Source organism: Mesorhizobium sp. B2-3-11 (assembly GCF_006442215.1).
GTDB lineage: Bacteria > Pseudomonadota > Alphaproteobacteria > Rhizobiales > Rhizobiaceae > Mesorhizobium > Mesorhizobium salmacidum.
The window spans coordinates 1-22,103 of the sequence record NZ_VFVS01000003.1 but is presented as its reverse complement, the minus strand read 5'-3'; the positions used below and the strand labels follow the sequence as shown (position 1 = coordinate 22,103).

At 63.6% G+C, this 22,103-nt stretch carries 22 protein-coding genes; 12 read left to right on the top strand and 10 right to left on the bottom strand.

Translation table 11 applies throughout. The annotated features are described in order from the left end of the window. Positions 1 to 132: 132 nt before the first annotated feature. Positions 133 to 558: a DUF3775 domain-containing protein gene (locus FJ960_RS05470; RefSeq protein WP_140505015.1), complete on the bottom strand. Its 426-nt coding sequence runs from the start codon at positions 556 to 558 to the stop codon at positions 133 to 135. Positions 559 to 708: 150 nt separating this feature from the next. Between FJ960_RS05470 and FJ960_RS05465 the strand changes: the two genes are divergently transcribed. Continuing rightward, positions 709 to 1,242, top strand: a complete 534-nt coding sequence (locus FJ960_RS05465) for a tetratricopeptide repeat protein (protein WP_140712380.1) — start codon at positions 709 to 711, stop codon at positions 1,240 to 1,242. Positions 1,243 to 1,507: 265 nt separating this feature from the next. Further along, a complete protein-coding gene (gene greA / locus FJ960_RS05460; protein ID WP_023671981.1) occupies positions 1,508 to 1,981 on the top strand; it encodes a transcription elongation factor GreA in 474 nt (157 codons plus the stop codon). 138 nt (positions 1,982 to 2,119) lie between these two features. Here greA and waaC read toward each other — a convergent pair whose 3' ends face one another. The 3 genes from waaC to rfaD are packed head-to-tail and all read right to left on the bottom strand — an operon-like array spanning position 2,120 to position 5,021. Then, complete coding sequence (waaC, locus tag FJ960_RS05455; RefSeq protein WP_140712378.1) at positions 2,120 to 3,094, bottom strand: lipopolysaccharide heptosyltransferase I; 975 nt, start codon at positions 3,092 to 3,094, stop codon at positions 2,120 to 2,122. Further along, positions 3,091 to 4,098, bottom strand: coding sequence for a lipopolysaccharide heptosyltransferase II (gene waaF, locus FJ960_RS05450; RefSeq protein WP_140712376.1), 1,008 nt, complete (start codon positions 4,096 to 4,098; stop codon positions 3,091 to 3,093). The genes waaC and waaF overlap by 4 nt, the downstream gene beginning before the upstream one ends. Beyond that, complete coding sequence (gene rfaD / locus FJ960_RS05445) at positions 4,071 to 5,021, bottom strand: ADP-glyceromanno-heptose 6-epimerase (protein ID WP_140505021.1); 951 nt, start codon at positions 5,019 to 5,021, stop codon at positions 4,071 to 4,073. The genes waaF and rfaD overlap by 28 nt, the downstream gene beginning before the upstream one ends. A 144-nt stretch (positions 5,022 to 5,165) precedes the next feature. Here rfaD and FJ960_RS05440 point away from each other — a divergent pair, with 144 nt between their 5' ends. The 4 genes from FJ960_RS05440 to gmhB all read left to right on the top strand — a co-directional run bounded on the left by FJ960_RS05440 (position 5,166) and on the right by gmhB (position 8,642). After that, positions 5,166 to 5,798: a LysE family translocator gene (locus tag FJ960_RS05440; RefSeq protein ID WP_140712374.1), complete on the top strand. Its 633-nt coding sequence runs from the start codon at positions 5,166 to 5,168 to the stop codon at positions 5,796 to 5,798. A gap of 135 nt (positions 5,799 to 5,933) precedes the next feature. Further along, positions 5,934 to 7,427 (top strand): D-glycero-beta-D-manno-heptose-7-phosphate kinase, encoded by a 1,494-nt coding sequence (gene rfaE1, locus FJ960_RS05435; protein ID WP_140712372.1) that lies wholly within the window; start codon positions 5,934 to 5,936, stop codon positions 7,425 to 7,427. 8 nt (positions 7,428 to 7,435) lie between these two features. Continuing rightward, on the top strand, positions 7,436 to 8,008 hold the full coding sequence (locus tag FJ960_RS05430) for an SIS domain-containing protein (protein WP_140712370.1): 573 nt from the start codon (positions 7,436 to 7,438) through the stop codon (positions 8,006 to 8,008). Then, positions 8,001 to 8,642, top strand: coding sequence for a D-glycero-beta-D-manno-heptose 1,7-bisphosphate 7-phosphatase (gene gmhB / locus FJ960_RS05425; protein WP_140712368.1), 642 nt, complete (start codon positions 8,001 to 8,003; stop codon positions 8,640 to 8,642). The genes FJ960_RS05430 and gmhB overlap by 8 nt, the downstream gene beginning before the upstream one ends. A 3-nt stretch (positions 8,643 to 8,645) precedes the next feature. Here gmhB and FJ960_RS05420 read toward each other — a convergent pair whose 3' ends face one another. Together FJ960_RS05420 and FJ960_RS05415 are read right to left on the bottom strand one after the other, a co-directional pair. After that, the gene (locus tag FJ960_RS05420; RefSeq protein ID WP_140505030.1) at positions 8,646 to 9,440 is read right to left on the bottom strand and encodes a glycosyltransferase family 2 protein; all 795 of its coding nucleotides are present in this window, start codon (positions 9,438 to 9,440) and stop codon (positions 8,646 to 8,648) included. Positions 9,441 to 9,687: 247 nt separating this feature from the next. Beyond that, positions 9,688 to 10,167, bottom strand: coding sequence for an Lrp/AsnC family transcriptional regulator (locus tag FJ960_RS05415; RefSeq protein WP_027143279.1), 480 nt, complete (start codon positions 10,165 to 10,167; stop codon positions 9,688 to 9,690). 261 nt (positions 10,168 to 10,428) lie between these two features. On the opposite strand from FJ960_RS05415, the gene trxB reads away from it, so the two are divergent. Both trxB and FJ960_RS05405 read left to right on the top strand, forming a co-directional pair. Next, a complete protein-coding gene (trxB, locus tag FJ960_RS05410; protein WP_140505032.1) occupies positions 10,429 to 11,403 on the top strand; it encodes a thioredoxin-disulfide reductase in 975 nt (324 codons plus the stop codon). Positions 11,404 to 11,494: 91 nt separating this feature from the next. Then, positions 11,495 to 12,391, top strand: coding sequence for a LysR family transcriptional regulator (locus FJ960_RS05405; RefSeq protein WP_027143277.1), 897 nt, complete (start codon positions 11,495 to 11,497; stop codon positions 12,389 to 12,391). Positions 12,392 to 12,405: 14 nt separating this feature from the next. Here the strand turns inward: FJ960_RS05405 and FJ960_RS05400 are convergent, their stop codons facing one another. From FJ960_RS05400 to FJ960_RS05390, 3 genes are all read right to left on the bottom strand, one after another. Further along, entirely contained in the window at positions 12,406 to 12,903 is a 498-nt protein-coding gene (locus FJ960_RS05400; RefSeq protein ID WP_140712366.1) for an isoprenylcysteine carboxylmethyltransferase family protein, read from the bottom strand. A gap of 748 nt (positions 12,904 to 13,651) precedes the next feature. Beyond that, positions 13,652 to 15,703 (bottom strand): elongation factor G, encoded by a 2,052-nt coding sequence (locus FJ960_RS05395; protein WP_140712364.1) that lies wholly within the window; start codon positions 15,701 to 15,703, stop codon positions 13,652 to 13,654. 193 nt (positions 15,704 to 15,896) lie between these two features. Then, on the bottom strand, positions 15,897 to 17,426 hold the full coding sequence (locus FJ960_RS05390; protein ID WP_140712362.1) for a GGDEF and EAL domain-containing protein: 1,530 nt from the start codon (positions 17,424 to 17,426) through the stop codon (positions 15,897 to 15,899). 238 nt (positions 17,427 to 17,664) lie between these two features. On the opposite strand from FJ960_RS05390, the gene FJ960_RS05385 reads away from it, so the two are divergent. After that, on the top strand, positions 17,665 to 18,060 hold the full coding sequence (locus tag FJ960_RS05385) for a cupin domain-containing protein (RefSeq protein ID WP_140712808.1): 396 nt from the start codon (positions 17,665 to 17,667) through the stop codon (positions 18,058 to 18,060). 76 nt (positions 18,061 to 18,136) lie between these two features. Here the strand turns inward: FJ960_RS05385 and FJ960_RS05380 are convergent, their stop codons facing one another. Further along, on the bottom strand, positions 18,137 to 19,339 hold the full coding sequence (locus FJ960_RS05380; RefSeq protein ID WP_140505042.1) for a pyridoxal phosphate-dependent aminotransferase: 1,203 nt from the start codon (positions 19,337 to 19,339) through the stop codon (positions 18,137 to 18,139). 216 nt (positions 19,340 to 19,555) lie between these two features. Here FJ960_RS05380 and FJ960_RS05375 point away from each other — a divergent pair, with 216 nt between their 5' ends. The 3 genes from FJ960_RS05375 (at position 19,556) to FJ960_RS05365 (ending at position 21,995) form a co-directional block, all read left to right on the top strand. Continuing rightward, positions 19,556 to 20,452: an EAL domain-containing protein gene (locus tag FJ960_RS05375; RefSeq protein ID WP_140712806.1), complete on the top strand. Its 897-nt coding sequence runs from the start codon at positions 19,556 to 19,558 to the stop codon at positions 20,450 to 20,452. Further along, the gene (locus tag FJ960_RS05370) at positions 20,449 to 21,303 is read left to right on the top strand and encodes an EAL domain-containing protein (RefSeq protein ID WP_140712360.1); all 855 of its coding nucleotides are present in this window, start codon (positions 20,449 to 20,451) and stop codon (positions 21,301 to 21,303) included. Before FJ960_RS05375 ends, FJ960_RS05370 begins: the two co-directional genes overlap by 4 nt. Positions 21,304 to 21,386: 83 nt before the next feature. After that, on the top strand, positions 21,387 to 21,995 hold the full coding sequence (locus tag FJ960_RS05365; RefSeq protein ID WP_140712358.1) for a glutathione S-transferase family protein: 609 nt from the start codon (positions 21,387 to 21,389) through the stop codon (positions 21,993 to 21,995). The last annotated feature ends 108 nt before the right edge of the window (positions 21,996 to 22,103 follow it).

Sequence of the window (22,103 nt, the reverse complement as noted above, 5' to 3'; positions counted from 1 at the left end):
CGGCCATCGCCGATGCAATCATCCTGGATTTACGGGAAGAGCTCAACTTTGCCATCACCCACGAAACGGCGCCGGTCGGCTGAAGTTGCCTGGACAGGCGCTTCGACCCGATCACAATCGGTTACCTCCGCGTTACGCGCCGATCGCTTCCAGTCCCTCTTCCAGCAAGTCGGCGAGCAGCGGCATGCCGAGCAGGTATTTCGCCGTGCGCTTGTTGGCCCGCTCTCGCGCCGCCGCCACCGCCTCGGCCCATTCCGAGGCGTCGTAGTCGCCGCGGCCGACCCAGGCCAGCGCGATCAGCTCGGCGGCCTCGTCGATATTGAGGTCGTTGATCAGCTCGCGCAGCTCTTCCTCGGTGAGGTTTTCCGAGCTTTCCTCGGCAAGGCCGTCATGGTGGTGGTTGTCATGCCTATCGCCGTCGAACTCGACCTCGTGTTCGGCGCCGCCGGCATAGTCCTCGTTGACGGCCGCGCTCAGCGCCTTGGCCTTGAGAATGAACAGCCGCACGGTATCGGGGCCGATCGTGAGATCCCAGTCTTTGTCAAGCCGCCGCTGCACGGGCCCTCTCCGTGGATCGTCTCATTCGAGGGCGATGATACCGGATTTGCGGCATCCGTCACCTCATGTTCTCCAGACGGGCTTTTTCCGGGATGAAACGCGGATCGCTTGGCGTTAGTGTTGCATTGTCACACCCTCAGGAGGTTTTCCATGCATAAAAGAATGCTGATCCAGGCAGCCGCCGCGCTTGTCGCCGTGCAGTTCCTTGCCGTTCCGGTGTTTGCGGCAGGCAGTGGTGGCGACACCAATACGACCACCCAATGCAAGAAGGGTATGGTCTGGGACAAGAAGAAGAACAAATGCGTCGCACCCCAGGAAGGCAAGCTGGACGACGACAGCATCTACTATGCCGGACATGACCTGGCGATGGCGGGCCGCTATGACGAGGCGATCGCCGTGCTCAGCCTCGCCGCCAACAAGCAGGATCCGCGCATCCTCAACTATCTCGGCTACTCGCACCGCCATTCCGGCCGCGTCACCGTCGGCCTCGGCTATTACGAGGAAGCGCTGCGCATCGACCCGAATTACACGCTGGTGCGCGAATATCTCGGCGAGGCGCATCTGCAGATCGGCGACCTAGCCGGCGCCCAGCAGCAGCTGACGGAGATCGAAAAGCGCACCGGCAAGGGTTCGCGCGAATACGGCATGCTGGCCGAGCAGATCGAGCATTTCATGAGAAGCTGATCGGGTTTCGTGGTCTCGAAACGGCCGCGAGCAATCGCGGCCGTTTTTGTTCGCTCCATCCCACAGCCACCTTCGCTGACAAAAGAAGGGATGATTTTTGCAAAACCGATTTTTGAGCGTGAAAAGCCCGCAAAGATTGCTATATTCAGGGAAATTGCGGTGAAACGGTTCCGTTAGCCCGAGGCTGCCGGACCGTTTTCTTTTTATACCCAACGACAAGGCTTCCCCCGAAACGCGGGGGCGGCGGCAGGAAAGGTCAGGCACTATGAACAAGGTCCCGATGACAGGCGAGGGGTTCGCGTCATTGAAGGAAGAACTGCGCTGGCGCCAGCAGGAAGAGCGGCCGCGCATCATCGAGGCGATCTCCGAGGCGCGCTCGCATGGCGACCTGTCCGAAAATGCCGAATATCATGCCGCGAAAGAGGCGCAGAGCCTCAATGAGGGCCGCGTCAACGAGCTCGAAGATTATATCGCGCGCGCCGAGGTGATCGACGTCACCAAGCTCAGCGGAGACAAGGTCAAGTTCGGCGCCACAGTGGTGCTGGTCGACGAGGACACCGAGGAGAAGAAGACCTACCAAATCGTCGGCGACCAGGAAGCCGACGTGAAATCGGGCCGCATCTCGATCTCCTCGCCCATCGCCCGTGCGCTCATCGGCAAGGAAGTCGGCGACGCCATCGAGGTCAATGCGCCTGGTGGCGCACGCGGGTACGAGATCGTCCAGGTGCAGTTTATTTAGGACCTTTGATAATTCTACTCTGGCCGCCAACTAGCCCGGTTTTCTGGCTTCCGGTGCTCAACGTACTTTAAAGTACGCGCCGCTCCGGTTCTCGAAGAACCAAGCTATTTGACTCGCCAGAGCGAATTCTGAAAGGTCCTAAGCCGGCGCTTGTAATTTCAGTGCCAACAGTTTCTCCGCCTCAGCCACAACCTCGGTCGGCGTCACGCCCCCGCCGGCCGGCGCCAGCAAAGTCGACGCATAAGGCCCACGCGGCCCGGTCAAGCCCGGCTCCGTCGCCAAAAACACCGCAACCGTCGGCAGGCCGAAAGCGCTGGCGAGATGGGTCAATCCCGTATCGGCGCCGATGACCAGTGTCGAGCGCCCGAGGATGGCCGCGATGTCGGCCAGCGGCGATTTGGGCGCCACGACCGTGGATGACACGGCCTTGGCGATCGCTTCGGCCACCGTCTTCTCACGCTCGTTGGACCAGGTGGTGACCGGCGTCATGCCGCGCTCGACCAGCAGGCTGGCGGTTCCGATCCAGTCCTCGACCGGCCATTTCTTGTCCTCGCGGCTGGTGCCGTGCAGCAGGAAGGCGGTTTTGCCGTCGATGCCGGCCAGACTGCCGGAGGGTGGCACAATGCCGGAGTCGAGGGTCGACAAATCGGGCTGGTAGCCAAGCGCCAACCCGAACAGCCGCCGTGTCCGCTCGATGGCGTGCAGGTCGCGCGGCACGGCGTGGGTGATGTCGTAGAACAGCGTCGCCGAGGGTTCGCGCGCACTCGACCGGTTGAAGCCGGCAATCGGCGCACCTGCCTGGCGCGCCACCAGGGCCGACTTCAGCAGGCCTTGCGCATCGATGATGAGGTCATACCGGCAGGCGCGCAAAGCACGGCGCAAGGCCGCCGCCTCGCGCCAGGTGTTCGTGTCGAAAAGGGTCTTTCGCCAGCGCCTTATCGCCACCGTATGGATGGTGCCGATCGCTGGATGCAGGGCGACGATGCCGGCAAAAGCCTCCTCCACGCACCAGTCGAAGATCACGTCCGGCCGGTTGAGGCTGGCATCCTCGAGTGCCGGAAAGGTGTGGATGACGTCGCCCATCGACGAGGTCTTGACGATCAGCACCTTCATGCCGCGGCCGGAAGTTCCAGCAGCCGGTCGGCCGCCGCGGCGACCTGCCGGACTTCCAATGCCTTCAGGCAGTTAAGGTGGCCGAGCGGACAGATTTTCCGGTGGCAGGGCGAACAGGACAGGCCGAGCCAGACCAGTTCGCGTCGCTCCGCCAGCGGCGGCGTATTTTCAGGCGAGGTCGAGCCGTAGACGGCAACGATCGGCGTGCCGACGGCGGCCGCGACATGCATCAGCCCGCTATCATTGGAGACGGCGAGCCTTGCCGCCGCGATCAGGTCGATGGCGTCCTCCAGCCGCGTCTGGCCGGCGAGGTCGACGACACCGGGGGCAAGGGCGGCGATCTCCGCCGTCACGTCGCGATCGTTCTTCGAACCGAACAGGGCGACCTTCAAGCCTTTGCCCATGAATTCGCGGGCAAGGCCGGCATAGCTTTCACTTGGCCAGCGCTTGGCCGGACCGAACTCGGCGCCGGGCATCAGGGCCACGAATTCCCGCGGCGCCAGACCGACCCGGTCGAGCAGGGCGGCTTGGTTTTTCGGATCCACGGTCAACCGGGGCGCACGGAAACTGCCGCCCTGGGCGAGCCCGAAATAGGCCTGAGCAGTGCGCCGTTTCACGGCGTCGGGCAATGGCACGATGTCGGTCAGCAGGCCGTAGCGCATTTCCCGAAGGTGGCCGAAACGACGCGGAATGCGGGCAAAGAACGGGATCAGCGCCGACTTCCAGCTGCCCGGCAGGACATAGGCCATGTCGTAGCGGCCGCGCAGCAGGCGGCCGAAGCGGCGGCGATGGGTGAATTCGAGCGCGCCGGGCTGCAGCGGAAAGTCGATCTGCTGGCGGATTTCGGGCATGCGCTTGACCAGTGGTGCCGCCCAGGCGGGCGCCAGCACATCGATCGCGGCGTCGGGATGGCGTTCCTTCAGCGCCGAGAACAGGCACTGCGCCATCACCATATCGCCCACCCAGCGTGGGCCGATCACGAGGATCGTTGGGCTTTCAGCCATTCGACATAGTCTCTGACGCCGGTTTCTACTGTGCGGAATTGCCCGTTATAGCCGGCCGCGCGCAAGCGGGACATATCAGCCTGGGTAAAACTCTGGTAGCTGCCCTTGAGATGGTCGGGGAAGGGGATGAACTCGACCTCGCCCTTGCCCAGCGTGTCGATGACCGTTTCGGCGATGGCGCGGAACGGCTGGGCGTGCCCGGTACCGCAGTTGAAGATGCCGCTCGCGCCGCGCTTCCACAGCCACAGATTGACGTCGGCGACATCGCCGACATGGATGAAGTCGCGGCTCTGTTCGCCTGGCCCGAAGCCGTCATGGGCACCGAACAGCTTCGGATTCTCGCCGCGCTCGACCTGGTTGAACAGATGGAAGGCAACCGAGGCCATGGCCCCTTTGTGCGCTTCGCGCGGGCCATAGACATTGAAGTAGCGCAGCCCCGCGACTTGCGAATGATCGGCGTCGAACACCGTGCGCCTGACATAGTCGTCGAAGAGTTTCTTGGAATAGGCATAGACGTTGAGCGGCCGCTCGAGCGCAGCCTCCTCGCGAAATTCGGCGCCGCCGCCATAGACCGAAGCGGAGGAGGCGTAGAGGAAAGGCACGCGCAGCGCCTGGCAGGCATGCAGCAGCCGTTTCGAATAGGCGTAATTCACCTCCATCATGAACTTGCCGTTCCACTCGGTGGTGGTCGAACAGGCGCCCTGATGGAACACTGCTTCGATGCGGCCGAGCGAGCCGGCCTCCATGCGGGCCAGGAAATCGTCCTTGTCGAGATAGTCTGCTATCGTCAAATCGGCCAAGTTGGCGATCTTGTGACCGTCGGTGAGATCGTCGACGACCAGGATGTCGTCATGGCCTTCCGCATTGAGCGCGGCGACGATGTTGGAGCCGATCATGCCGGCGCCGCCCGTGACGATGATCATGAAGGCCTCTGCTTGCGTGCGATTCCGGTCCTTATAAGGGAGGCTGGCCGGGCTGTCGACAAAGCAGGTGATTGCGTCACAGTGGCGCCGCAAAGCTGCCGCTTCTGTCGGTTCGCCGCTGGACGGGACCATGAGGGACAAGAAATGCCGTCGACCGAACTGCTGATCGCGTTCTTCGCCACCACGGCGATCTTCGCCTACATTCCGGGTCCCGCGATGCTCTACGCCGCCGCGCAAACGATGGCGCGCGGGCGCTGGTCGGGGCTGACGGCGGCACTCGGCATTCATCTCGGCGGCTATGTGCATGTCTTTGCCGCCGCCGCCGGCTTGTCCGTGCTGTTCCATGCCGTGCCGCCGCTCTACATGGCGGTCAAGCTGGTCGGCGCGCTTTACCTCATCTGGCTCGGCATTTCGCTGTTTCGCAAGCGCGTGGAGGGCGACGTGGCGCTGCCGGCGATCGGGCGCAAATCGGCCCGCCGGGCGTTTTTCGAGAGCATCACCGTCGAGGTGCTCAACCCCAAGACCGCGATCTTCTTCATGGCGTTCCTGCCGCAGTTCATCGATGCCTCGGCGACCTTGCCGGTCTGGCTGCAATTCGTCGTGCTGGGCACGATCGTCAACCTGATGTTCTCCTCGGCCGACATCGTCTGCGTATTCCTGGCCGGCCTCGTGATCGGACGGCTGCGGCGTTCGAGCGGGGCGCAGCGCCTGATGCAGCGGGCCGGCGGCGCGGTACTGGTCGGCCTCGGCGTCCACGTCGCCCTGCAGAAAACCTGACCTGTCCGGGTTTGCCTCTGCCCCTGGCGTTGCGCTGTGCCGAATTGCGGTATATCGGCAGGCATGACCGGCCGGCCTCGCAAATCTGGTGTTTCGACCTATCTGAGATCGGCGTTTCCCCACGTGGCAGATGACATGATCAAGCACAATCCGCCTTCACCCGAGCCCCTGCACCGCGCCATCGCGCGCTTCGGCGACGTCGCCGTGCTGGTGGCCGGCGACCTCATCCTCGACCGCTTCGTCAATGGCGTCATCGAACGGATCTCGCCGGAAGCGCCGATCCCGGTGCTGCATGGGCGGGGCGAAAGCTCGGCGATGGGTGGCGCCGGCAATGTCGTGGCCAACATCGTCTCGCTTGGCGCACGCGCCGTTCCGGTCTCGGTGATCGGCACTGATCCTGCCGGCGACAGCCTGGCGCGGATGCTGGGCGAGCTTGGCGCCGATACGGCGGGGCTTGTGCAGCAGCGCGGCCGCATGACCTCGTCGAAGAGCCGCTTCAGCGCGCTCAACCAGCAGGTGCTGCGTTTCGACGAGGAAGAGATCAAGCCGCTCGGCGAGGCCGAACGGGCGGAGCTGATCCGCCGTTTCCGGGATGCGTTGAAACAGGCGGACATTGTCATCCTGTCCGATTACGGCAAGGGCATATTGCTGGACGGCGTCGCCACCGAACTGATTGCCATCTGCCGAGAGGCGGGCAAGCCGGTGCTGGTCGATCCGAAGGGTCGCGACTATGCGCGCTATGCCGGGGCGACCGCCGTCACGCCCAACCGCAAGGAGCTTGGCGAGGCCGTCGGCCATGCGGTGTTCGCCGATGACGAGATCGTCGCGGCGGCACGCGAGCTGATTTCGGCGCACGGCTTCGACTTCGTCGTCGCCACCCGCAGCGAAAAGGGCATGAGCGTGGTCGGCCCCGACGAGGCACGCCACATCGCCACCCAGGCGCGCGAGGTGTTCGACGTCTCGGGCGCCGGCGATACGGTGATCGCGACCTTCGCGCTGGCGCTTGCCGCCGGTGCCGATCCTGTCGCCGCGGCCTCGATCGCCAACACCGCCGGCGGCGTCGTGGTCGGCAAGCGCGGCACCGCGCGGCTGAGTGTCGAGGAACTCACCGGCGCGCTGTTCCGCTCGCACGGACCGACCGCGCACAAGGACGCCATCCTCGACGTTACTTCGGCCGCGCGCATGGTGGCGGGATGGAAGGCGGAAGGTCTGAGCGTCGGCTTCACCAATGGCTGCTTCGATATCCTGCATGCTGGCCATGTCAGCCTGCTGCACGCGGCGCGCAGCCAGTGCGACCGGCTGGTGCTCGGGTTGAACAGCGATGCCTCCGTGCGGCGGCTGAAAGGTCCGGGCCGCCCGGTCAACGACCAGCATGATCGCGCCTGCGTGCTCGCCGCGCTCGCCTCGGTCGATGCCGTGGTGGTGTTCGAGGAGGATACGCCTTTGGCGCTGATCGAGGCGCTTCTGCCCGACATACTGGTGAAGGGCGCCGACTACACGATCGACACCGTGGTCGGCGCCGATGTGGTGCAGAAGGCGGGCGGCCGCGTCGTGCTGGTCGACCTGGTCGCCGGCAAGAGCACCACTGGCACCATCGGTAAACTACGCGCCGGCAGCGCCACCAACTGAGGGATCTCATGTCCGAATTGAACGATTATCTGGTCCGCTCGGCGGCCGCCATCACTGCCACGGTCGCGCGGGATTTGACCAGCGAGATGGAACGAGCGGTGAGCGCTGTCGTGTCGGCGCTTTCGTCTGGAAAGGCATTGCTGGTCTGCGGCAATGGCGGCTCGGCCAGCGACGCCATCCATATCGCCACTGAACTGGTCGGCCGCTTCCTGAAGGAGCGCAAGGCCTACAATGTGATCGCGCTGCCGGCGAACGCCGGGATGCTGACCGCCTGGGGCAATGATTACGGCTTCGATACGGTGTTTTCGCGCCAGGTCGAAGCGCATGGCGCTGCAGGCGGCGTGCTTTTGGCGATCTCGACCAGCGGCAATTCGCCGAGCATTCTCGCCGCGGCCGAACAGGCGCGCATGATGGATATGACGGTGGTCAGCCTGACCGGCGATACCGGCGGCAAGCTGAAGCCGCTCACCGACATCCTGCTCAACGTACCCTCGACCTCGACGCCGATCATCCAGCAGGGCCATTTGTGCCTCTATCATTATCTGTGCGAGGTGGTCGAAGCGCGCCTGTCGAATGGCTGACAGGATCGGGAAGCCGCACCCATTGACCGAACCGGGCCTGTGGGTGCAGCGGATCGGCGGCCGGGTTTTCCCGGCACGGTCGCCGGCGCTGTTCCTGGACCGCGACGGCACCATCAATGTCGACACGGACTATCCCAGCGATCCGGCCGAGATCGAGCTGAGGCCGCAGATGCTGCCGGCAATCGCCGCCGCCAACCGGGCCGGAATCCCGGTCGTCATCGTCACCAACCAGTCCGGCATCGCGCGCGGCTATTTCGGCTGGAGTGCCTTTGCCGCCGTGAACGGCCGGGTGCTCGACCTGCTGCGCGGGCAGGGCGTGTCCGTCGACATGGTGCTGGCCTGCGCCTATCACGAGGCGGGCGTCGGGCCTCTCGCTGTAGCCGATCATCCGATGCGCAAGCCCAATCCGGGCATGCTGATAGAGGCGGGCAGGCGCCTTGATCTTGACCTCCAGCTCTCCCTGATGGTCGGCGACAAGCTGGCCGACACGCAGGCCGGCCAACGCGCGGGCCTTGCGCAGGGGTGGCTGGTCGATGGTGAGGCGGCACTTCAGCCCGGCTTCGTCATCAGGCGCTTGCATGACGACCACGATCTCGGCGGCCTGCTCGCCGCCATCGACGCGCTCGGATCGTAGGGCCTACGCTTGGTCGTTGCGTTGCGAGGCTTCGTAGAGCTTGGCCTCGGTGGCGAAGGAATAGATCATCACCGACATCGAGTAGACGAAGCCATGGCGGCCGCACAGGAAGTAGCGCTTGGCCAGGTAGAATTTGAGGAAATTGCCGAACGGCGATAGCACCAGCCGCACCAGGCCGGGCTTCTTGCCTTTCTCAACCAGCGTGACCGCCTTGAGGCCGGAATAGGCGTTGGCCCTGGCAAGATCCTCCTCGACCGATATTTCACGGCGATGCAGCAGGACACCGTCTTCGATCGTGTCGGTTTCGCCCGGCACGCGAACGGATTCATGCACCCGCGCGGTGAGATCCATGGTGGCGCCTTCCCTGCGGAAAAGCCTGAGCAGCCTGTTGTGCAGTACCCAGCGATGGGCATAGCCGTAGCCCTTCAGCCAGTCGCGGCGGCGCATGTACCATCCGCTGGCCTTGCCGCCGGCCGCCTGGGTGATGGCCACGATCGACTGCCGCAACCGGTCGTCGACGCGCTCGTCCGGGTCGATCGAAAGACACCAGGGCTGGTTTGCGTGGTCGAGCGCGAATTGCCGTTGGCGGGGGAAGCCCGGCCAATCATTGTGCAGCAGCGTTATCGGATAGCCCTTTGCGATATAGCTTTCAATGCATTCGACGGTGCCATCCGTCGAGCCGGAATCAACGATGATGATCTCGGCACAGAAATCGATGCTTTCCAGGCACGGGCCGATCATGTCGGCCTCGTTCACGCAGATGATGAGCGCCGAGACCGGACTTGCAAAACGGGTCATGGTCCCCTTCCCATGGCGGATTATCTCGGAATTCACGCTGCTCGTGCCATCTGTTCTCAAGCAATTCCGGGCGGAAAGCCGTTACACACCCTTCCTGGAATTGCTTGAGAAACCAGTCAAGCGCCCAGTCGAGCAGTGAAGTCCGGCAGAGCCGTTCAGCCTTGCACATCGGCGTCTTTCGAATACCAACGCGGCGCCGATGTGGCGAACGCAAGGAATTCGCCCAGCGCACGGCGTTCGCCTGGCCTCAGGGGCGTTCGAACGACACCAAACCCTCATCCTTGACGCGGCGGATGGTGAGCGCCGTGCGCACCGTGTCGACGTTCGGCGTCGAGGTCAGTTCCTCGATGACGAAGGTCTGGAAGCTGCCGAGGTCGCTGGCCACGCAATGCAGCAGGAAGTCGGACTCGCCCGACACCATCCAGGCATCGCGCACGATCGGCCAGCCGCGCGTGCGCTCGGCGAAAATGCGCAGTTCGGCATCGGCCTGATGATGCAGCCCGACCAGGCAAAAGGCGACGACATCGAGGCCGAGCGCAGGCGCGTTGAGCAGCGCGCGGTAGCCGCGGATGATGCCGGCTTCCTCCAGCCGCTTGACCCGGCGCAGGCAGGGCGGTGCGGAAATGCCGACGCGGTTCGACAGCTCGACATTGGTCATGCGCCCGTCCGACTGAAGCTCGCGCAGGATCTTCCAGTCAATGGCGTCCAGATCGGCCTTGAGGGGCATTGGGGTTCTCGATGATCGGTATGGCGCAAGAAACTTTCGCGATTTTGTAGTTAAACGACTTTTGTCTCGAAGCCAGCCCCCGTCGACGCGATTTTAGAGAGGTAACGAAAGCGCTCGTCGCGCGAAAATCCATATGGCCGAAGCTTTCCGGGGACGACGGTCCGTTCGTCTTGCTGGCGTGGCTGGCAGCCCTTACATTAAGCGCGATATTCCACCGTCTTTTTCCAAGGCACACCCGTGTCCGCCCCGCAGAGGCTCCAGATGATCACCAAGCATGCGCCCGTTCTCATCATCGGTTCCGGTCCGGCCGGCTATACGGCGGCGGTCTATGCCGCGCGTGCGATGCTGAAGCCGATGCTCGTCGCCGGCCTGCAGCAGGGCGGCCAGCTGATGATCACCACGGATGTCGAAAACTATCCCGGCTTCGCCGATCCGATCCAGGGGCCGTGGCTGATGGAGCAGATGCTCAAGCAGGCCGAGCATGTCGGCACCGACATCATCAACGACATCATCACCGAGGTCGACCTCAATGTGCGGCCGTTCCGCGCCAAGGGCGATTCCGGCACGACCTATACGGCCGATGCGCTGATCATCGCCACCGGCGCGCAGGCCAAGTGGCTGGGCATTCCGACCGAGCAGGACTTCATGGGCTTCGGCGTTTCCGCCTGCGCCACCTGCGACGGCTTCTTCTATCGCGGCAAGGATGTCGCGGTGGTCGGCGGCGGCAATTCGGCGGTGGAGGAGGCGCTCTATCTGTCCAACCTCGCCAAGAGCGTCACCGTCATCCACAGGCGCTCGGACTTCCGTGCCGAGCGCATCCTGCGTGAGCGGCTGTTGAAGAAGGACAATGTCCGCGTCATCTGGGACACGATCGTCGACGAGATCACCGGGCGCCCCGGCAAGGCACCGCTGCCGCCTTCGGTCGAGGGGCTGAAGCTCAGGCATGCCGTGACCGGTGCCGAGAGCCACCTCAAGGTCGACGGCGTCTTCGTGGCCATCGGCCATGCGCCCGCGGTCGAGCTGTTCGCCGGCAAGCTGAAGCAGAAGCCGAACGGCTATCTGTGGACAGCACCGGATTCGACGCGCACCGACGTGCCTGGCGTCTTCGCCGCCGGCGACGTGACGGACGATATCTACCGGCAGGCGGTGACGGCGGCGGGGCTCGGCTGCATGGCTGCGCTCGAAGCGGAAAAATATCTGGCCGGCATCGAGGTGCATCGCGAGGCAGCGGAATAGGCGGCTCGCAAAACTGTTAGAAAATCGGCTTAGAAGCGCCGTGTAAAAGCCTGATTTTTCATTCAAACGCCAACCGGAACGAGGGGAAATCATGGCGTTGGACTGGGACAAGCTACGCGTGTTTCACGCTGCGGCGGAAGCGGGGTCGTTTACGCATGCGGCCGAGACCCTGCATCTGTCGCAATCGGCGATCTCGAGGCAGGTCAGCGCGCTCGAACACGATGTCGGCGTGCCTCTGTTCAACCGCCATGCACGCGGCCTGGTGCTGACCGAACAGGGTGAGATGCTGTTCCGCACGGCGCATGACGTGCTGATGAAGCTGGAAACCATCAAGTCGCGGCTGACCGAGACCAAGGACCGGCCGTCCGGCGTGCTCAGAGTAACGACGACCGTCGGCCTCGGCGCCGGCTGGTTGACCGAACGGGTGCAGGAGTTCATCGAACTCTATCCCGAAGTCAGCCTGCAGCTGATCCTCGCCAATGAGGAGCTCGACCTCACCATGCGCCAGGCCGATTGCGCCATCCGGCTGCGCCAGCCGCAGCAGCCGGACCTGATCCAGCGCCGCCTGTTCACCGTGCATTTCCATCTCTACGCGGCGCCATCCTACGTCGCCAAGCACGGCAAGCCGGGCTCTATCGCAGAGTTGAGAAGCCATCGCATCGTCACCTTCGGCCTGCCTGTGCCGTCGCATCTGTCGGAGTTGAACTGGCTGGAGACGGTCGGCGATTTCGAGAGCGGCCAGCGCGTGCCATCGCTGCAGATCAACGACATCCTGTCGATCAAACGCGCCGTGCAGGGCGGCGCCGGCATCGCCATGTTGCCGGACTATGTCATCAGCAAGGATTCCGGCTTGGTGCAGCTGCTGCCGGAAACCGAGGTGCCGTCCTTCGACACCTATTTCGCTTATCCCGACGCGATGAAGAACCAGGCGAAGCTGCACGTGTTCCGCGACTTCATCATCGCCAAGGCCAGAAGCTGGTCCTTCTGATCCAAGGTCAAAGCCTATTCTTTCCAAGGTGTAATCCGCGGCAGCCAGCCCGGTACGTTGCGGCGGTAGGCTTCGTATTCGGCGCCATAGCGGCCGGCGAGCGTCGGCTCCTCATAGAGCTTGACGAAGGTCACCATGGCAGCCGCCGCGATTGCCGCGTACGCGGCGATCGACCAGCTCGAAAACAGCAGCGCCTGGCCGAGAATGATCGACAGCACGGCGACATACATCGGATTGCGGACATGGCGGTAGATGCCGCCGATCACCAGCCTTTCGGTCGGTGCGACAGGGGCGGGTGTGCCCAGCCCCTCCAGTGCGAAGCGGGCGAAGGCATGCAGCAGCACGGCGGCGGCGGCGACGATGAGCACGCCGCCGGCGAAGACAAGGCCGGGCAGGGGCGACCATGGCAGGCCCCAGCGAGCGCTGAGCATCCAGGGAATCAGCCCGGCGACCACGCCAGGGGCCGCAATCAGGAAAATGCCGCTGCCGGCAATCGCCGAAAACCTACGCATTGGTTGATCTCCGCCTGACTGCCTTTGAATTAAACCATTGCTGCCTCATTCCACATCATCAGTGTTTTTCGGCATTTGGGGAGCAGAATCGGCCGGCATCGGCGTTTTCGAGACGACAATGACCCGAAAGCGAGCTTCATCTTCACGATTCTGCTGGTCCTATTGGCTTCTGGAACGGGTTGGACCACAGCCTGTGCCTTTTTGCATGCGTGTGTTGCAAAATAGATGCTTGTTTCTTGGGCATGATGAGCACATATATAAATCATCTCCTGGGCGCGTTCTCCTCCCATTAGCGCCTTCGAGTGTTCCCCTCTGGAGGTTAGCCTTAACAGGCACTTCCAATCAAACTCAGCCGGATCTTCATTGATCCGGCTTTTTTGTTGCCTGCATGCCAATGGGATGGCTGAAAAGTTCACCAGAATTGCCGCGTAACAGTGTCATGTAACCTCTGGTAACATGACAAGGACACCCCTCATCTGCTAAATGGATCATAGGACGCGGTGTGGTTCGGACGGGAGATGGGGGCATCACTCGGACGACCCGGGCTCAGGCGGCTACCGCGTCCGAACCTTTTCTCGCCGAAGCGCGGCGATCTTGCACGCGGCGGACCTGCCGTTTTTCCTCCCAAGAAAACGGTCCGCAAAACAAAACGGCGTCCGGCCCCCCGGGCGTCGTTTTTGGTTTGTGCCCCCCTCGATCCTTCGAAGGGGGCGCTTCACATGCATTCCAAATCGGCCACCGGGCGAAATCAGGCGGCCTTGCCGTTGGCGTTCATCGCCTCGTCGGCGAGACGGCCAGTCAGCTCGGCCATGTGGTCGAAGGCGGCCCGGTAGCTGGCAACGCCTGAAGTGGCCGACCGCAGCTCGATGATCAGATCACCGATCTCGGCCTGCGGCATGGTCGCCTCGACGACATCCCATCCAGGCCAGTCGGGCCGCGCGTCATAGCCGAGGATCTGGCCGCGCCGTTGCGGGATCAGCGCGATGATCTTCGACGTCGCGTCCGACGGCGTGACGATCTCGACCTTCATCACCGGCTCCAGAAGCACCGGCGAGCAGGCGGCCATGCCTTCCTTCATGGCGAGCTTGGCGGCCATCTGGAAGGCCATGTCGGAGGAATCGACCGCATGGTACGAGCCGTCCGACAGGTTGACAGCGATGTCGACCACGGGAAACCCGAGCGGGCCGGACTTGAGGTAATCGCGTATGCCTGTTTCAACCGACTGAATGTAAGTCTTCGGGACGACGCCGCCGGTGATGGTGTCGGTGAACTGGAAGCCGGAGCCGCGCGGCAGCGGCTTGATCTCGATCACCACATCGCCGAACTGGCCGTGGCCGCCCGACTGTTTCTTGTGACGGCCGCGCTGCTGCACCGGTTTGCGGATCGTCTCGCGATAGGGCACCGCCGGCGCATGGCCCTCGACCGGGATCTGGTTCTTGCCCTCCAGCCGCTCGCGCACGACGCGCAGATGCATCTCGCCATGGCCTGACAGCACGGTCTCGGCCGAGTCCTGATTGTGGTGCAGGCTGAGCGAGGGATCTTCCTCGGCCAGGCGCTGGATGGCGGCCGACATCTTGACCTCGTCCTTGCGCTCCTTGGGGCGCAGTGCGAAGGCGAAGACCGGCTGCGGCGGCTCGACATCGAAGAGCTGTTTGGCCCCGCCCTTGGCCGAAGTCAGCGTCTGGCCGGTCTTGACCGCGTCCAGCTTGCCGAGCGCCACGGTATCGCCGGCCCTGGCGGTGGTCAGCTTGACCTGGTCCTTGCCCAGCATCCTGTAGATGCCGGAAACCTTGGCGGTGTCGCCGCCGGGCAGCCATAGTTCCGAGCTGTCGGCGACCTGGCCGGACAGGATGCGCGACACCGACAGCTTGCCGCCATGCGGCGTGTGGATGGTCTTCATCACCTGGACCACCGCCGCGTTGCCGTCCGGGGCGCCGAGCCGCTTGCGGGTCGCCTCGATGTCGGGCGCGTCGTGGCGGATCGTTTTCAAGAGGCGCAGCACGCCATTGCCTTTCTCGGCGGTGCCGATCAGCACCGGCGTCACCGCGCCTTCGCGCAGATCTGCGGCGAGATCGTCGAAGATCGCGTCCTTGGGCGGTTCGATCTCTTCCAGCAACTGCTCCATCAGCTGATCGTCATGGTCGGCCAGCGTCTCCAGCATGGAGAAGCGGGCCTCCAGTTCGCGCGCCTTGTCGTCGCTTGGTATCTGAGCCACCTCGCTCTCGGCATATTCGCGGTAGATGTAGGCGCGCTCCAGCGCCAGATCGATCGAGCCGATGACGACGCCGTCCTTGCGCAGCGGGATCTGACGCAGAAGCAGCGGCGCGGCACTTGTCGGCTGCAGCATCTTCAGCGTGTCGCGCACGCCCGCGATCGCCTTGTCGACCTTGTTGAGGAACAGGATGCGCGGCACGCCGAGATCGTCGAGCTTGCGCATGATGAGCTGCAAAGCGGGAATCTTCTTTTCGTCGGCCTCGGCCACGACCACCGCGACATCGCAAGCGGCCAGCACCGGTTCGGCCTCGAAGGAGAATTCGATCGACCCGGGGCAGTCGATGAAGGTGAACTGTTCGCCCATGAATTCGGTGGTGGCGATCGACGCCTCGACGCTCATGGCGTGGGCGCGGGCTTCGGGCGAATGATCTGAAACGGTATTGCCAGAGGAAACCGGGTTCTGGCGGGGAATGGCGCCGGTACGGGCCAATATGGCTTCGAGAAGTGTCGTCTTACCGCTTGCGAAGGGACCGACTATGGCAATGCATTTCGGTCCCGTGCGTCGTCCTCCGGCGCGATTACCCATGGCTGACCTCCACTCAGGCGTTTTTCCTGGGGACCGATTGGCATTCATGGTTCAGGCCAAGGTCAATCGGTCCTGAGCGGCGGCCGGCCTGTTCGACCGTCGCGGGTGGGTCTGTTTCGACCTGCCCGCGATTATCGTCCCACTTGTTTGCCGGGAGGGCAAGGAAAATAGGAGGCCGGTGGGGCTGGCCGGCTCAGGCGCTGAGCGCGAGCGGTTCGACCGAGCGGCCGGCAAGCAGCGCGAGCTTGCCGCGAGGCGCCGGCCTGCCGAAGAAATAACCTTGGAAACGATTGCACCCGGCAGCCTTGGCGAGAGCGAATTCTTCCGCCGTCTCCACGCCTTCCGCCACGATGGTGACCTGCTGGATGCGCGCGATCTGGGCCAGCGCCGAGACGAATATCTGCGCTACCTGGTCATGGGCGAGGGCGCGGATGTAGGAGCGATCGATCTTGATGATATCCACGGGCAAGGTCTTGAGATAGTTGAAGCCGCAATGGCCGGTGCCGAAATCGTCGAGGGCTATGTGAAAGCCGAGGCCACGCAATGCCTCGAGGCGCCGCAGGATCTCGGGCGTGGCGGCGGTCGCCACCGTCTCGGTGATCTCGATGATGAACTGTGATGCCGACCGGCCAGTGTCCTTCAGCACGCGGTCGCACATGGTGACGATCTCGTCGCGCTTGAGCTGCTCGCCGGAGACGTTGATGGAAATGCGGTGGCCGGGGAACTGGCCGATATCGGCACAAGCCCGTTTGAACACCCATTCGCCGAGCATGTCGATCAACGTCGACCGTTCGGCGATCGCAATGAACTCGGCCGGCGCGATCAGGCCGCGAACCGGGTGGCGCCAGCGGATCAGCCCCTCGAACGCCTCGGTGGAACCGTCCGGGCTGACGATCGGCTGATAATGCAGTTCGAGTTCGCCCAGATAGACCGCGGCGCGCAATTCCCGTTCGACCAGACGCCGGTAGCGCTTGTCGGACAGCATCTCCTCGTCGAAGACGGTGACGCGGCCACGGCCCGCCGCCTTGCTTTCATAAAGCGCCAGATCGGCAACCAGCATCAGTTCCGTCGTGTTCGAGGCATGGGCCGGCGCCAGGGCGACGCCGATCGAAATGGAGAGCGGAATGGTCTTGCCTTCATGCGATTTGCCGTCGCGCATGGCATCCAGCAATCGTCTGACATCCTTGTTGATGGCCGCCAGGTCGCCATGGGGAACGATGACACCGAATTCGTCGCCGCCGAGGCGTCCGACCATGGCGCCGGCAAAGACGCGCTCCGCGGTCCTGACCAGATGCGCCAAGGTGAGGTCGCCGAACTGGTGTCCGAACGTGTCGTTCAACTGCTTGAAATGGTCGAGGTCGATCAAGAGCAAGGCTGCCTCGCGCCTGTCACGCCTGGTGCCCAGGCCTTCGCGCAGCGCTTCGAGGAAATAACGTCTCGTCATCGCTCCGGTCATCGCATCCCTGGTGAGGAAATGATGTTTCTCGGCCTCCGCCGCGGCGGCCGACTGGAGACGATGGACGACGCTGCTGCGCATGTACATCAACGCCAGCAAGGCCAGGCTCGTGGCCAGGATCGAGATGGCGAAGGCACCGCCGGCCGACAGGTTTTGCGAGACGTCGAAAGCACCAAGCACCGCCGCGCCGATGCTGATCACGAGCAGCGACTGGATACCGCGATAGATCCGGCCGCTGTGGTCCTTGATCGTCGCCAGTATGCTCATCCGCCAGCCCCCGCAATGCAGGCTAACGGCTAGTGCGCAGCCGTTAACAAGACATTGAATTCGCCGGCATTTCGCTTGGCGGTCCCGTGCCGGCAAGGGTCATGGTTAAGAGAAAAATCAGGCCCTCGTCCAAGCGAGGTGACAAGGGCGGTTGCATCAGGGCCAATCCAGACCGAGAATGCGGCTCACTTCGCGGGGCCGGCGTCTTACCGGCGACCACCAGTTCCAGGGACAGACGATGAAGATCATTGCTTGCGGCAGCGTGCCGACCGTTATAGCGCCGGAAAAATACTTCACCGGCCGGGTTCTGCAGACGCCGATCATCGAGACGGAGGCGCCGGCGCGGCTCAGGGCCACGCTGGTCAGTTTCGAGCCCGGCGCGCGCACCTACTGGCACACGCATCCGCTTGGCCAGACGCTTTATGTCACCGCGGGCGCCGGCCTGGTCCAGAGATGGGACGGGCCGATCCAGGAAATCAGGGCCGGTGACGTCATCTCATTCGCGCCCGGCGAGAAGCATTGGCATGGCGCGGCGCCGAAATCGGCGATGACGCACATCGCCATGCAGGAGGCGCTTGACGGCGTCCATGCCGATTGGCTGGAAGCGGTGACGCCGGCGCAATATGGCGGCTGAGTGCTGAACCTGATTGACAAAACCCGGCGGTAACGCCTGAAAGCGGTGACGCCGGGTTTGTTTCGGACTTACCTGATCAGGTCAGCGATGCCGTGAAGCGCTGGATGCGCGTGCAGGCTTCCTCCAGCAGCGTCTCCGAGGTGGCGTAGGAGATGCGGAAATTGGGGCCGAGGCCGAAGGCCGAGCCGAACACCACCGCGACGCCCTCTGCCTCGAGCAGTTCCGAGCAGAAGGTCTCGTCGGTGTCGATCACCTTGCCGGCCTTTGTCTTCCTGCCGATCAGCTGGGCGCAGGACGGATAGACATAGAAGGCGCCTTCCGGCGACGGGCACGTGATGCCGCGCGCCTGGTTGAGCATCGATACGACGAGGTCGCGCCTGCCTTGAAAGATCGCCTTGTTCTTGGCGATGAAGTCCTGCGGGCCGTTGAGCGCCTCGACGGAAGCCCATTGCGCGATGGTGCAGGCGCCAGAGGTCTGCTGGCCCTGGATCATGTCCATCGCCTTGATCAACTGGACGGGACCGGCGGCATAGCCGATGCGCCAGCCGGTCATCGCATAGGCTTTCGAGACACCGTTCATGGTCAGCGTGCGCTCGTAGAGCCTGGGCTCGACCTCAGCGATGGTCTTGAAGACGAAGTCGCCATAGGTCAGGTGCTCATACATGTCGTCGGTCAGCGTCCAGACCTGCGGATGCTTCAACAGTACATCGGCCAGCGCGCGCAATTCGGCCTCCGTATAGGCCGCGCCCGACGGGTTGGACGGCGAGTTCATCAAGAGCCATTTGGTCTTTGGCGTGATCGCCTTTTCCAGCACCGCGGGGGTCAGCTTGAAGCCGTTGTCGATCGAGGTGTCGGCAAACACCGACGTGCCGCCGCAGATCGCCACCATTTCGGGATAGCTGACCCAGTAGGGGCGAGGGATGATGACCTCGTCGCCGGGGTTCAGCGTCGCCATGAAGGCGTTGAACAGGATCTGCTTGCCGCCGGTGCCGACGATGGTCTGCTCGGGCCTGTAGTCGAGATTGTTCTCGCGCTTGAACTTCTTCGCGATCGCCTCGCGCAGCGGCACGATGCCCGAAACCGGCGGATATTTGGTCTCGCCACGGCGAATGGCCTCTATGGCCGCATTCTTGATGTTGTCGGGCGTGTCGAAATCAGGCTCGCCGGCGCCAAGGCCAATGATGTCCCTGCCGGCATTTTTCAGCTCGCGGGCTTTCTGCGTCACCGCGATGGTGGCGGAAGGCTTAACGCGGGAAAGGGTGTCGGCAAGAAAGGCCATGACCTTTTGTCTCTCCAAAGGATCGGCGCGGCCAGGAGCGGCCGCGGCGCTTCTCATGTCGCAACATTCCCGTCAGTGCAAGCCTTGTCGGCTGGGCCAGGTGGCGTGGCGCGGTCAACGAGGCGTGATCGGCAACAATAAATTCATTAACGGGCGGTAGAGGCTTGCATGGCAGGATCGTCGTTCAATTCCGCCTGGTCGCGGAGCGAGGAACGCTTGTCACGCAGCATCGGACTTGCCCATATCATCCGTCATGATGACGGCACCTCGAGCGGTGTCTGGGGCATTTATACGCTGCAAAGCGCCTTCCAGCCGATCTTTGCCTTCAACGAGGGCAAGCTGTCGGTCGCCGCCTTCGAAGGGCTGATCCGCCCATTTCGCGACGGCGAGCCGCAATCGCCGATGAGCTTTTTTTCGAGCTGTCCGGCGGCCGACCGCCTGCATGTCGAAGCGCTGACCAGGACACTGCATCTGCTCAATGCCGGCGCCTGCCTGCCGCAAGAGGCATCGATCTTCGTCAATTTCGACCCGTCGGTGTTCACCGAGCGATCGATCGTCGACAACGCCTTGCGTGACATGCGGCTGGTGCTGCACGAGGCCGGTATCGATCCGGGCCGCGTCGTTTGCGAGGTGACGGAGCAGAGATCGGCATCGCAGGAGACCCTGCACGGCTTCGTCGCCGCGCTCAGAGCCAACGGCTTCCGGATCGCCGTCGACGACTATGGCGCCGACGATTCCGACATCACCCGCGTCAAGGAGCTGAGCCCTGACATCGTCAAGTTCGATGCGCACTGGATCACGCAACTGATGGAATCGGGCGCTGGTTTCGCGCTGCTGAAGTCCATGGTGAGGAGCTTCGAGGACCAGGGCATCCGCACCGTGTTCGAGGGTATCGAGGAAGGTTGGCAACTGGAGCTGGCCGAGCGATCGGGCGCCTCGATGATCCAGGGTTACGTGCTGGCCCGTCCCGAACTGGCGCCGACGAGTTTCCGCGCTTTCGCAAAGAGCAGTCCGGAACCTGCCCCCGCCGCAAGCCATGCGTCCGCTCCCGTCACCACGACGCCGCGCAAGGGGCGGCCCGCAAAAGCCTTCGGACGCAGGGTATCGCCATGAGCGTCGAGCGGCGGCGCACCATAGGCGATGCGATCTTCGCCGACGAGATCGGCATCGAATATGGCGTCCATGGCGACTTCCGCCTGCGCAGCGCCTACCAGCCGATCTACGCCCCGCGCGGCGGCAGCTTGCAACCGGTGGCCGTCGAAGGCCTGATCGAGCCGCACCGCGCCGGCCGGCCGGGGTCGCCGCGGATGTTCTTCGACAGTGTCGCGGCTTCGGACCGGCTGTTCGTCGAAACCATGTGCCGCGTGCTGCATCTCAGGAATTTCCACAATATCGGGGTCGACGGGCTCGACCTGTTCTTCAACTACAATCCACTGGTCAACGACCATGCTGGACGTGCGCTGGCCGAGATCCGGCTGATGAGCCGGCATCTCGACGAACTCGGCCTGGCGCCCGCCATGCTGGTCTGTGAAATCACCGAACAGGCGGCGGACGACGCGCTGCTGGCAAGGCTGGTGCGTGAAATGCGACGCGACGGCATCCGCATTGCCATCGATGATTTCGGGACCGGCCATTCGACCGAGGAGCGGGTGAGCCTGCTTCAGCCCGACATCGTCAAAATCGATGGCGGCTGGTTCGCGGAATTCTGCCGCCACGCCGCCGCGGAACGCTTCTTCCGCCCGCTGGTGTCCAGCCTGCACGACCGCGGCGCCAAGGTGCTGGTCGAAGGCATCGAGCAGCCCACCCACCTGCGTGTCGCGCTCGAAGGCGGGGTCGATTTGCTGCAGGGTTTTCTTCTCGGGCGTCCCGCGCTGGCCGGCACCATCTTCAACGAAGAGCCGCTTGCGGTCGATGCGCTGCTGGGCTTCGACAACAAGGTCGTGCCGTTGCATAAGCGGCGTTGATGGTCGCGCCAAAAGAAATCACTGGTTGATGATGGCGCCGCTGCGATAATCCGCACGCAGAAGCAGCGCTCCGGGGAACCACAATGATACTCTACAGCATGATCGACAGCGGCAATTGCTACAAGCCGCGGCTGCTGATGGCCAAGCTCGGCCTCGCCTTCACCACTGTCGAGGTGAGTTCGCATACCGGCGATACGCGCAAAGCTGAGTTCGTCGCCAAGAACCCGAACGCGATGGTGCCGCTGCTGGAATTGGACGATGGCCGGCGGCTGGCAGAATCCAATGCCATCCTGCTCTATCTCGCCGAAGGCACGCGCCTGCTGCCGACGGACAAATACGAGCGCGGGCTCGCCTATCAATGGCTGTTCTTCGAACAATACAGCCACGAGCCCTATATCGCCGTGCGCAAGGCGCTGCTGACTTTTCCCGAGCGGGCAGCGGATGCGACGCCGGAGCGGCTGGCGGCGACGCTGGAGCGCGGCAACAAAGCGCTCGGCGTCATGAACACATATCTCGAAAGCAACGCCTTCTTCGCCGGCCGCGCATTCAGCATCGCCGACATCGCGCTCTATGCCTATACCCACACGGCGGAGCAGGGCGGCTTCCAGCTCGACGCCTATCCGGCCGTGGTCGCATGGCTCGGCCGCGTGGAGGCTGACCCGGGGCATGTGCCGATCGAGTGGGTGGGGTAGGCGTTGCCACAGCGTCCTTCTCCCCGTTCACGGCAGGGCTATCGCATATGAGTGATGGCATTGATGAGATAGTCGTCATTCCAGGCGCATTTCTTGATGCGGTGGCTG

Excerpts from the sequence above, each read along its gene's own strand:
- greA (WP_023671981.1), top strand. The coding sequence starts at position 1,508 with ATGAACAAGGTCCCGATGACAGGCGAGGGGTTCGCGTCATTGAAGGAA.
- FJ960_RS05365 (WP_140712358.1), top strand. The coding sequence starts at position 21,387 with ATGATACTCTACAGCATGATCGACAGCGGCAATTGCTACAAGCCGCGG.
- FJ960_RS05465 (WP_140712380.1), top strand. The coding sequence starts at position 709 with ATGCATAAAAGAATGCTGATCCAGGCAGCCGCCGCGCTTGTCGCCGTG.
- FJ960_RS05385 (WP_140712808.1), top strand. The coding sequence starts at position 17,665 with ATGAAGATCATTGCTTGCGGCAGCGTGCCGACCGTTATAGCGCCGGAA.
- rfaD (WP_140505021.1), bottom strand. The coding sequence starts at position 5,021 with ATGATCATCGTCACGGGCGGCGCCGGCATGATCGGCTCCAACATCGTC.
- waaC (WP_140712378.1), bottom strand. The coding sequence starts at position 3,094 with ATGAAGGTGCTGATCGTCAAGACCTCGTCGATGGGCGACGTCATCCAC.
- FJ960_RS05370 (WP_140712360.1), top strand. The coding sequence starts at position 20,449 with ATGAGCGTCGAGCGGCGGCGCACCATAGGCGATGCGATCTTCGCCGAC.
- FJ960_RS05390 (WP_140712362.1), bottom strand. The coding sequence starts at position 17,426 with ATGAGCATACTGGCGACGATCAAGGACCACAGCGGCCGGATCTATCGC.
- FJ960_RS05405 (WP_027143277.1), top strand. The coding sequence starts at position 11,495 with ATGGCGTTGGACTGGGACAAGCTACGCGTGTTTCACGCTGCGGCGGAA.
- FJ960_RS05415 (WP_027143279.1), bottom strand. The coding sequence starts at position 10,167 with ATGCCCCTCAAGGCCGATCTGGACGCCATTGACTGGAAGATCCTGCGC.
- FJ960_RS05420 (WP_140505030.1), bottom strand. The coding sequence starts at position 9,440 with ATGACCCGTTTTGCAAGTCCGGTCTCGGCGCTCATCATCTGCGTGAAC.
- FJ960_RS05380 (WP_140505042.1), bottom strand. The coding sequence starts at position 19,339 with ATGGCCTTTCTTGCCGACACCCTTTCCCGCGTTAAGCCTTCCGCCACC.
- trxB (WP_140505032.1), top strand. The coding sequence starts at position 10,429 with ATGATCACCAAGCATGCGCCCGTTCTCATCATCGGTTCCGGTCCGGCC.
- FJ960_RS05430 (WP_140712370.1), top strand. The coding sequence starts at position 7,436 with ATGTCCGAATTGAACGATTATCTGGTCCGCTCGGCGGCCGCCATCACT.
- waaF (WP_140712376.1), bottom strand. The coding sequence starts at position 4,098 with ATGGCTGAAAGCCCAACGATCCTCGTGATCGGCCCACGCTGGGTGGGC.
- FJ960_RS05440 (WP_140712374.1), top strand. The coding sequence starts at position 5,166 with ATGCCGTCGACCGAACTGCTGATCGCGTTCTTCGCCACCACGGCGATC.
- FJ960_RS05395 (WP_140712364.1), bottom strand. The coding sequence starts at position 15,703 with ATGGGTAATCGCGCCGGAGGACGACGCACGGGACCGAAATGCATTGCC.
- FJ960_RS05400 (WP_140712366.1), bottom strand. The coding sequence starts at position 12,903 with ATGCGTAGGTTTTCGGCGATTGCCGGCAGCGGCATTTTCCTGATTGCG.
- gmhB (WP_140712368.1), top strand. The coding sequence starts at position 8,001 with ATGGCTGACAGGATCGGGAAGCCGCACCCATTGACCGAACCGGGCCTG.
- rfaE1 (WP_140712372.1), top strand. The coding sequence starts at position 5,934 with ATGATCAAGCACAATCCGCCTTCACCCGAGCCCCTGCACCGCGCCATC.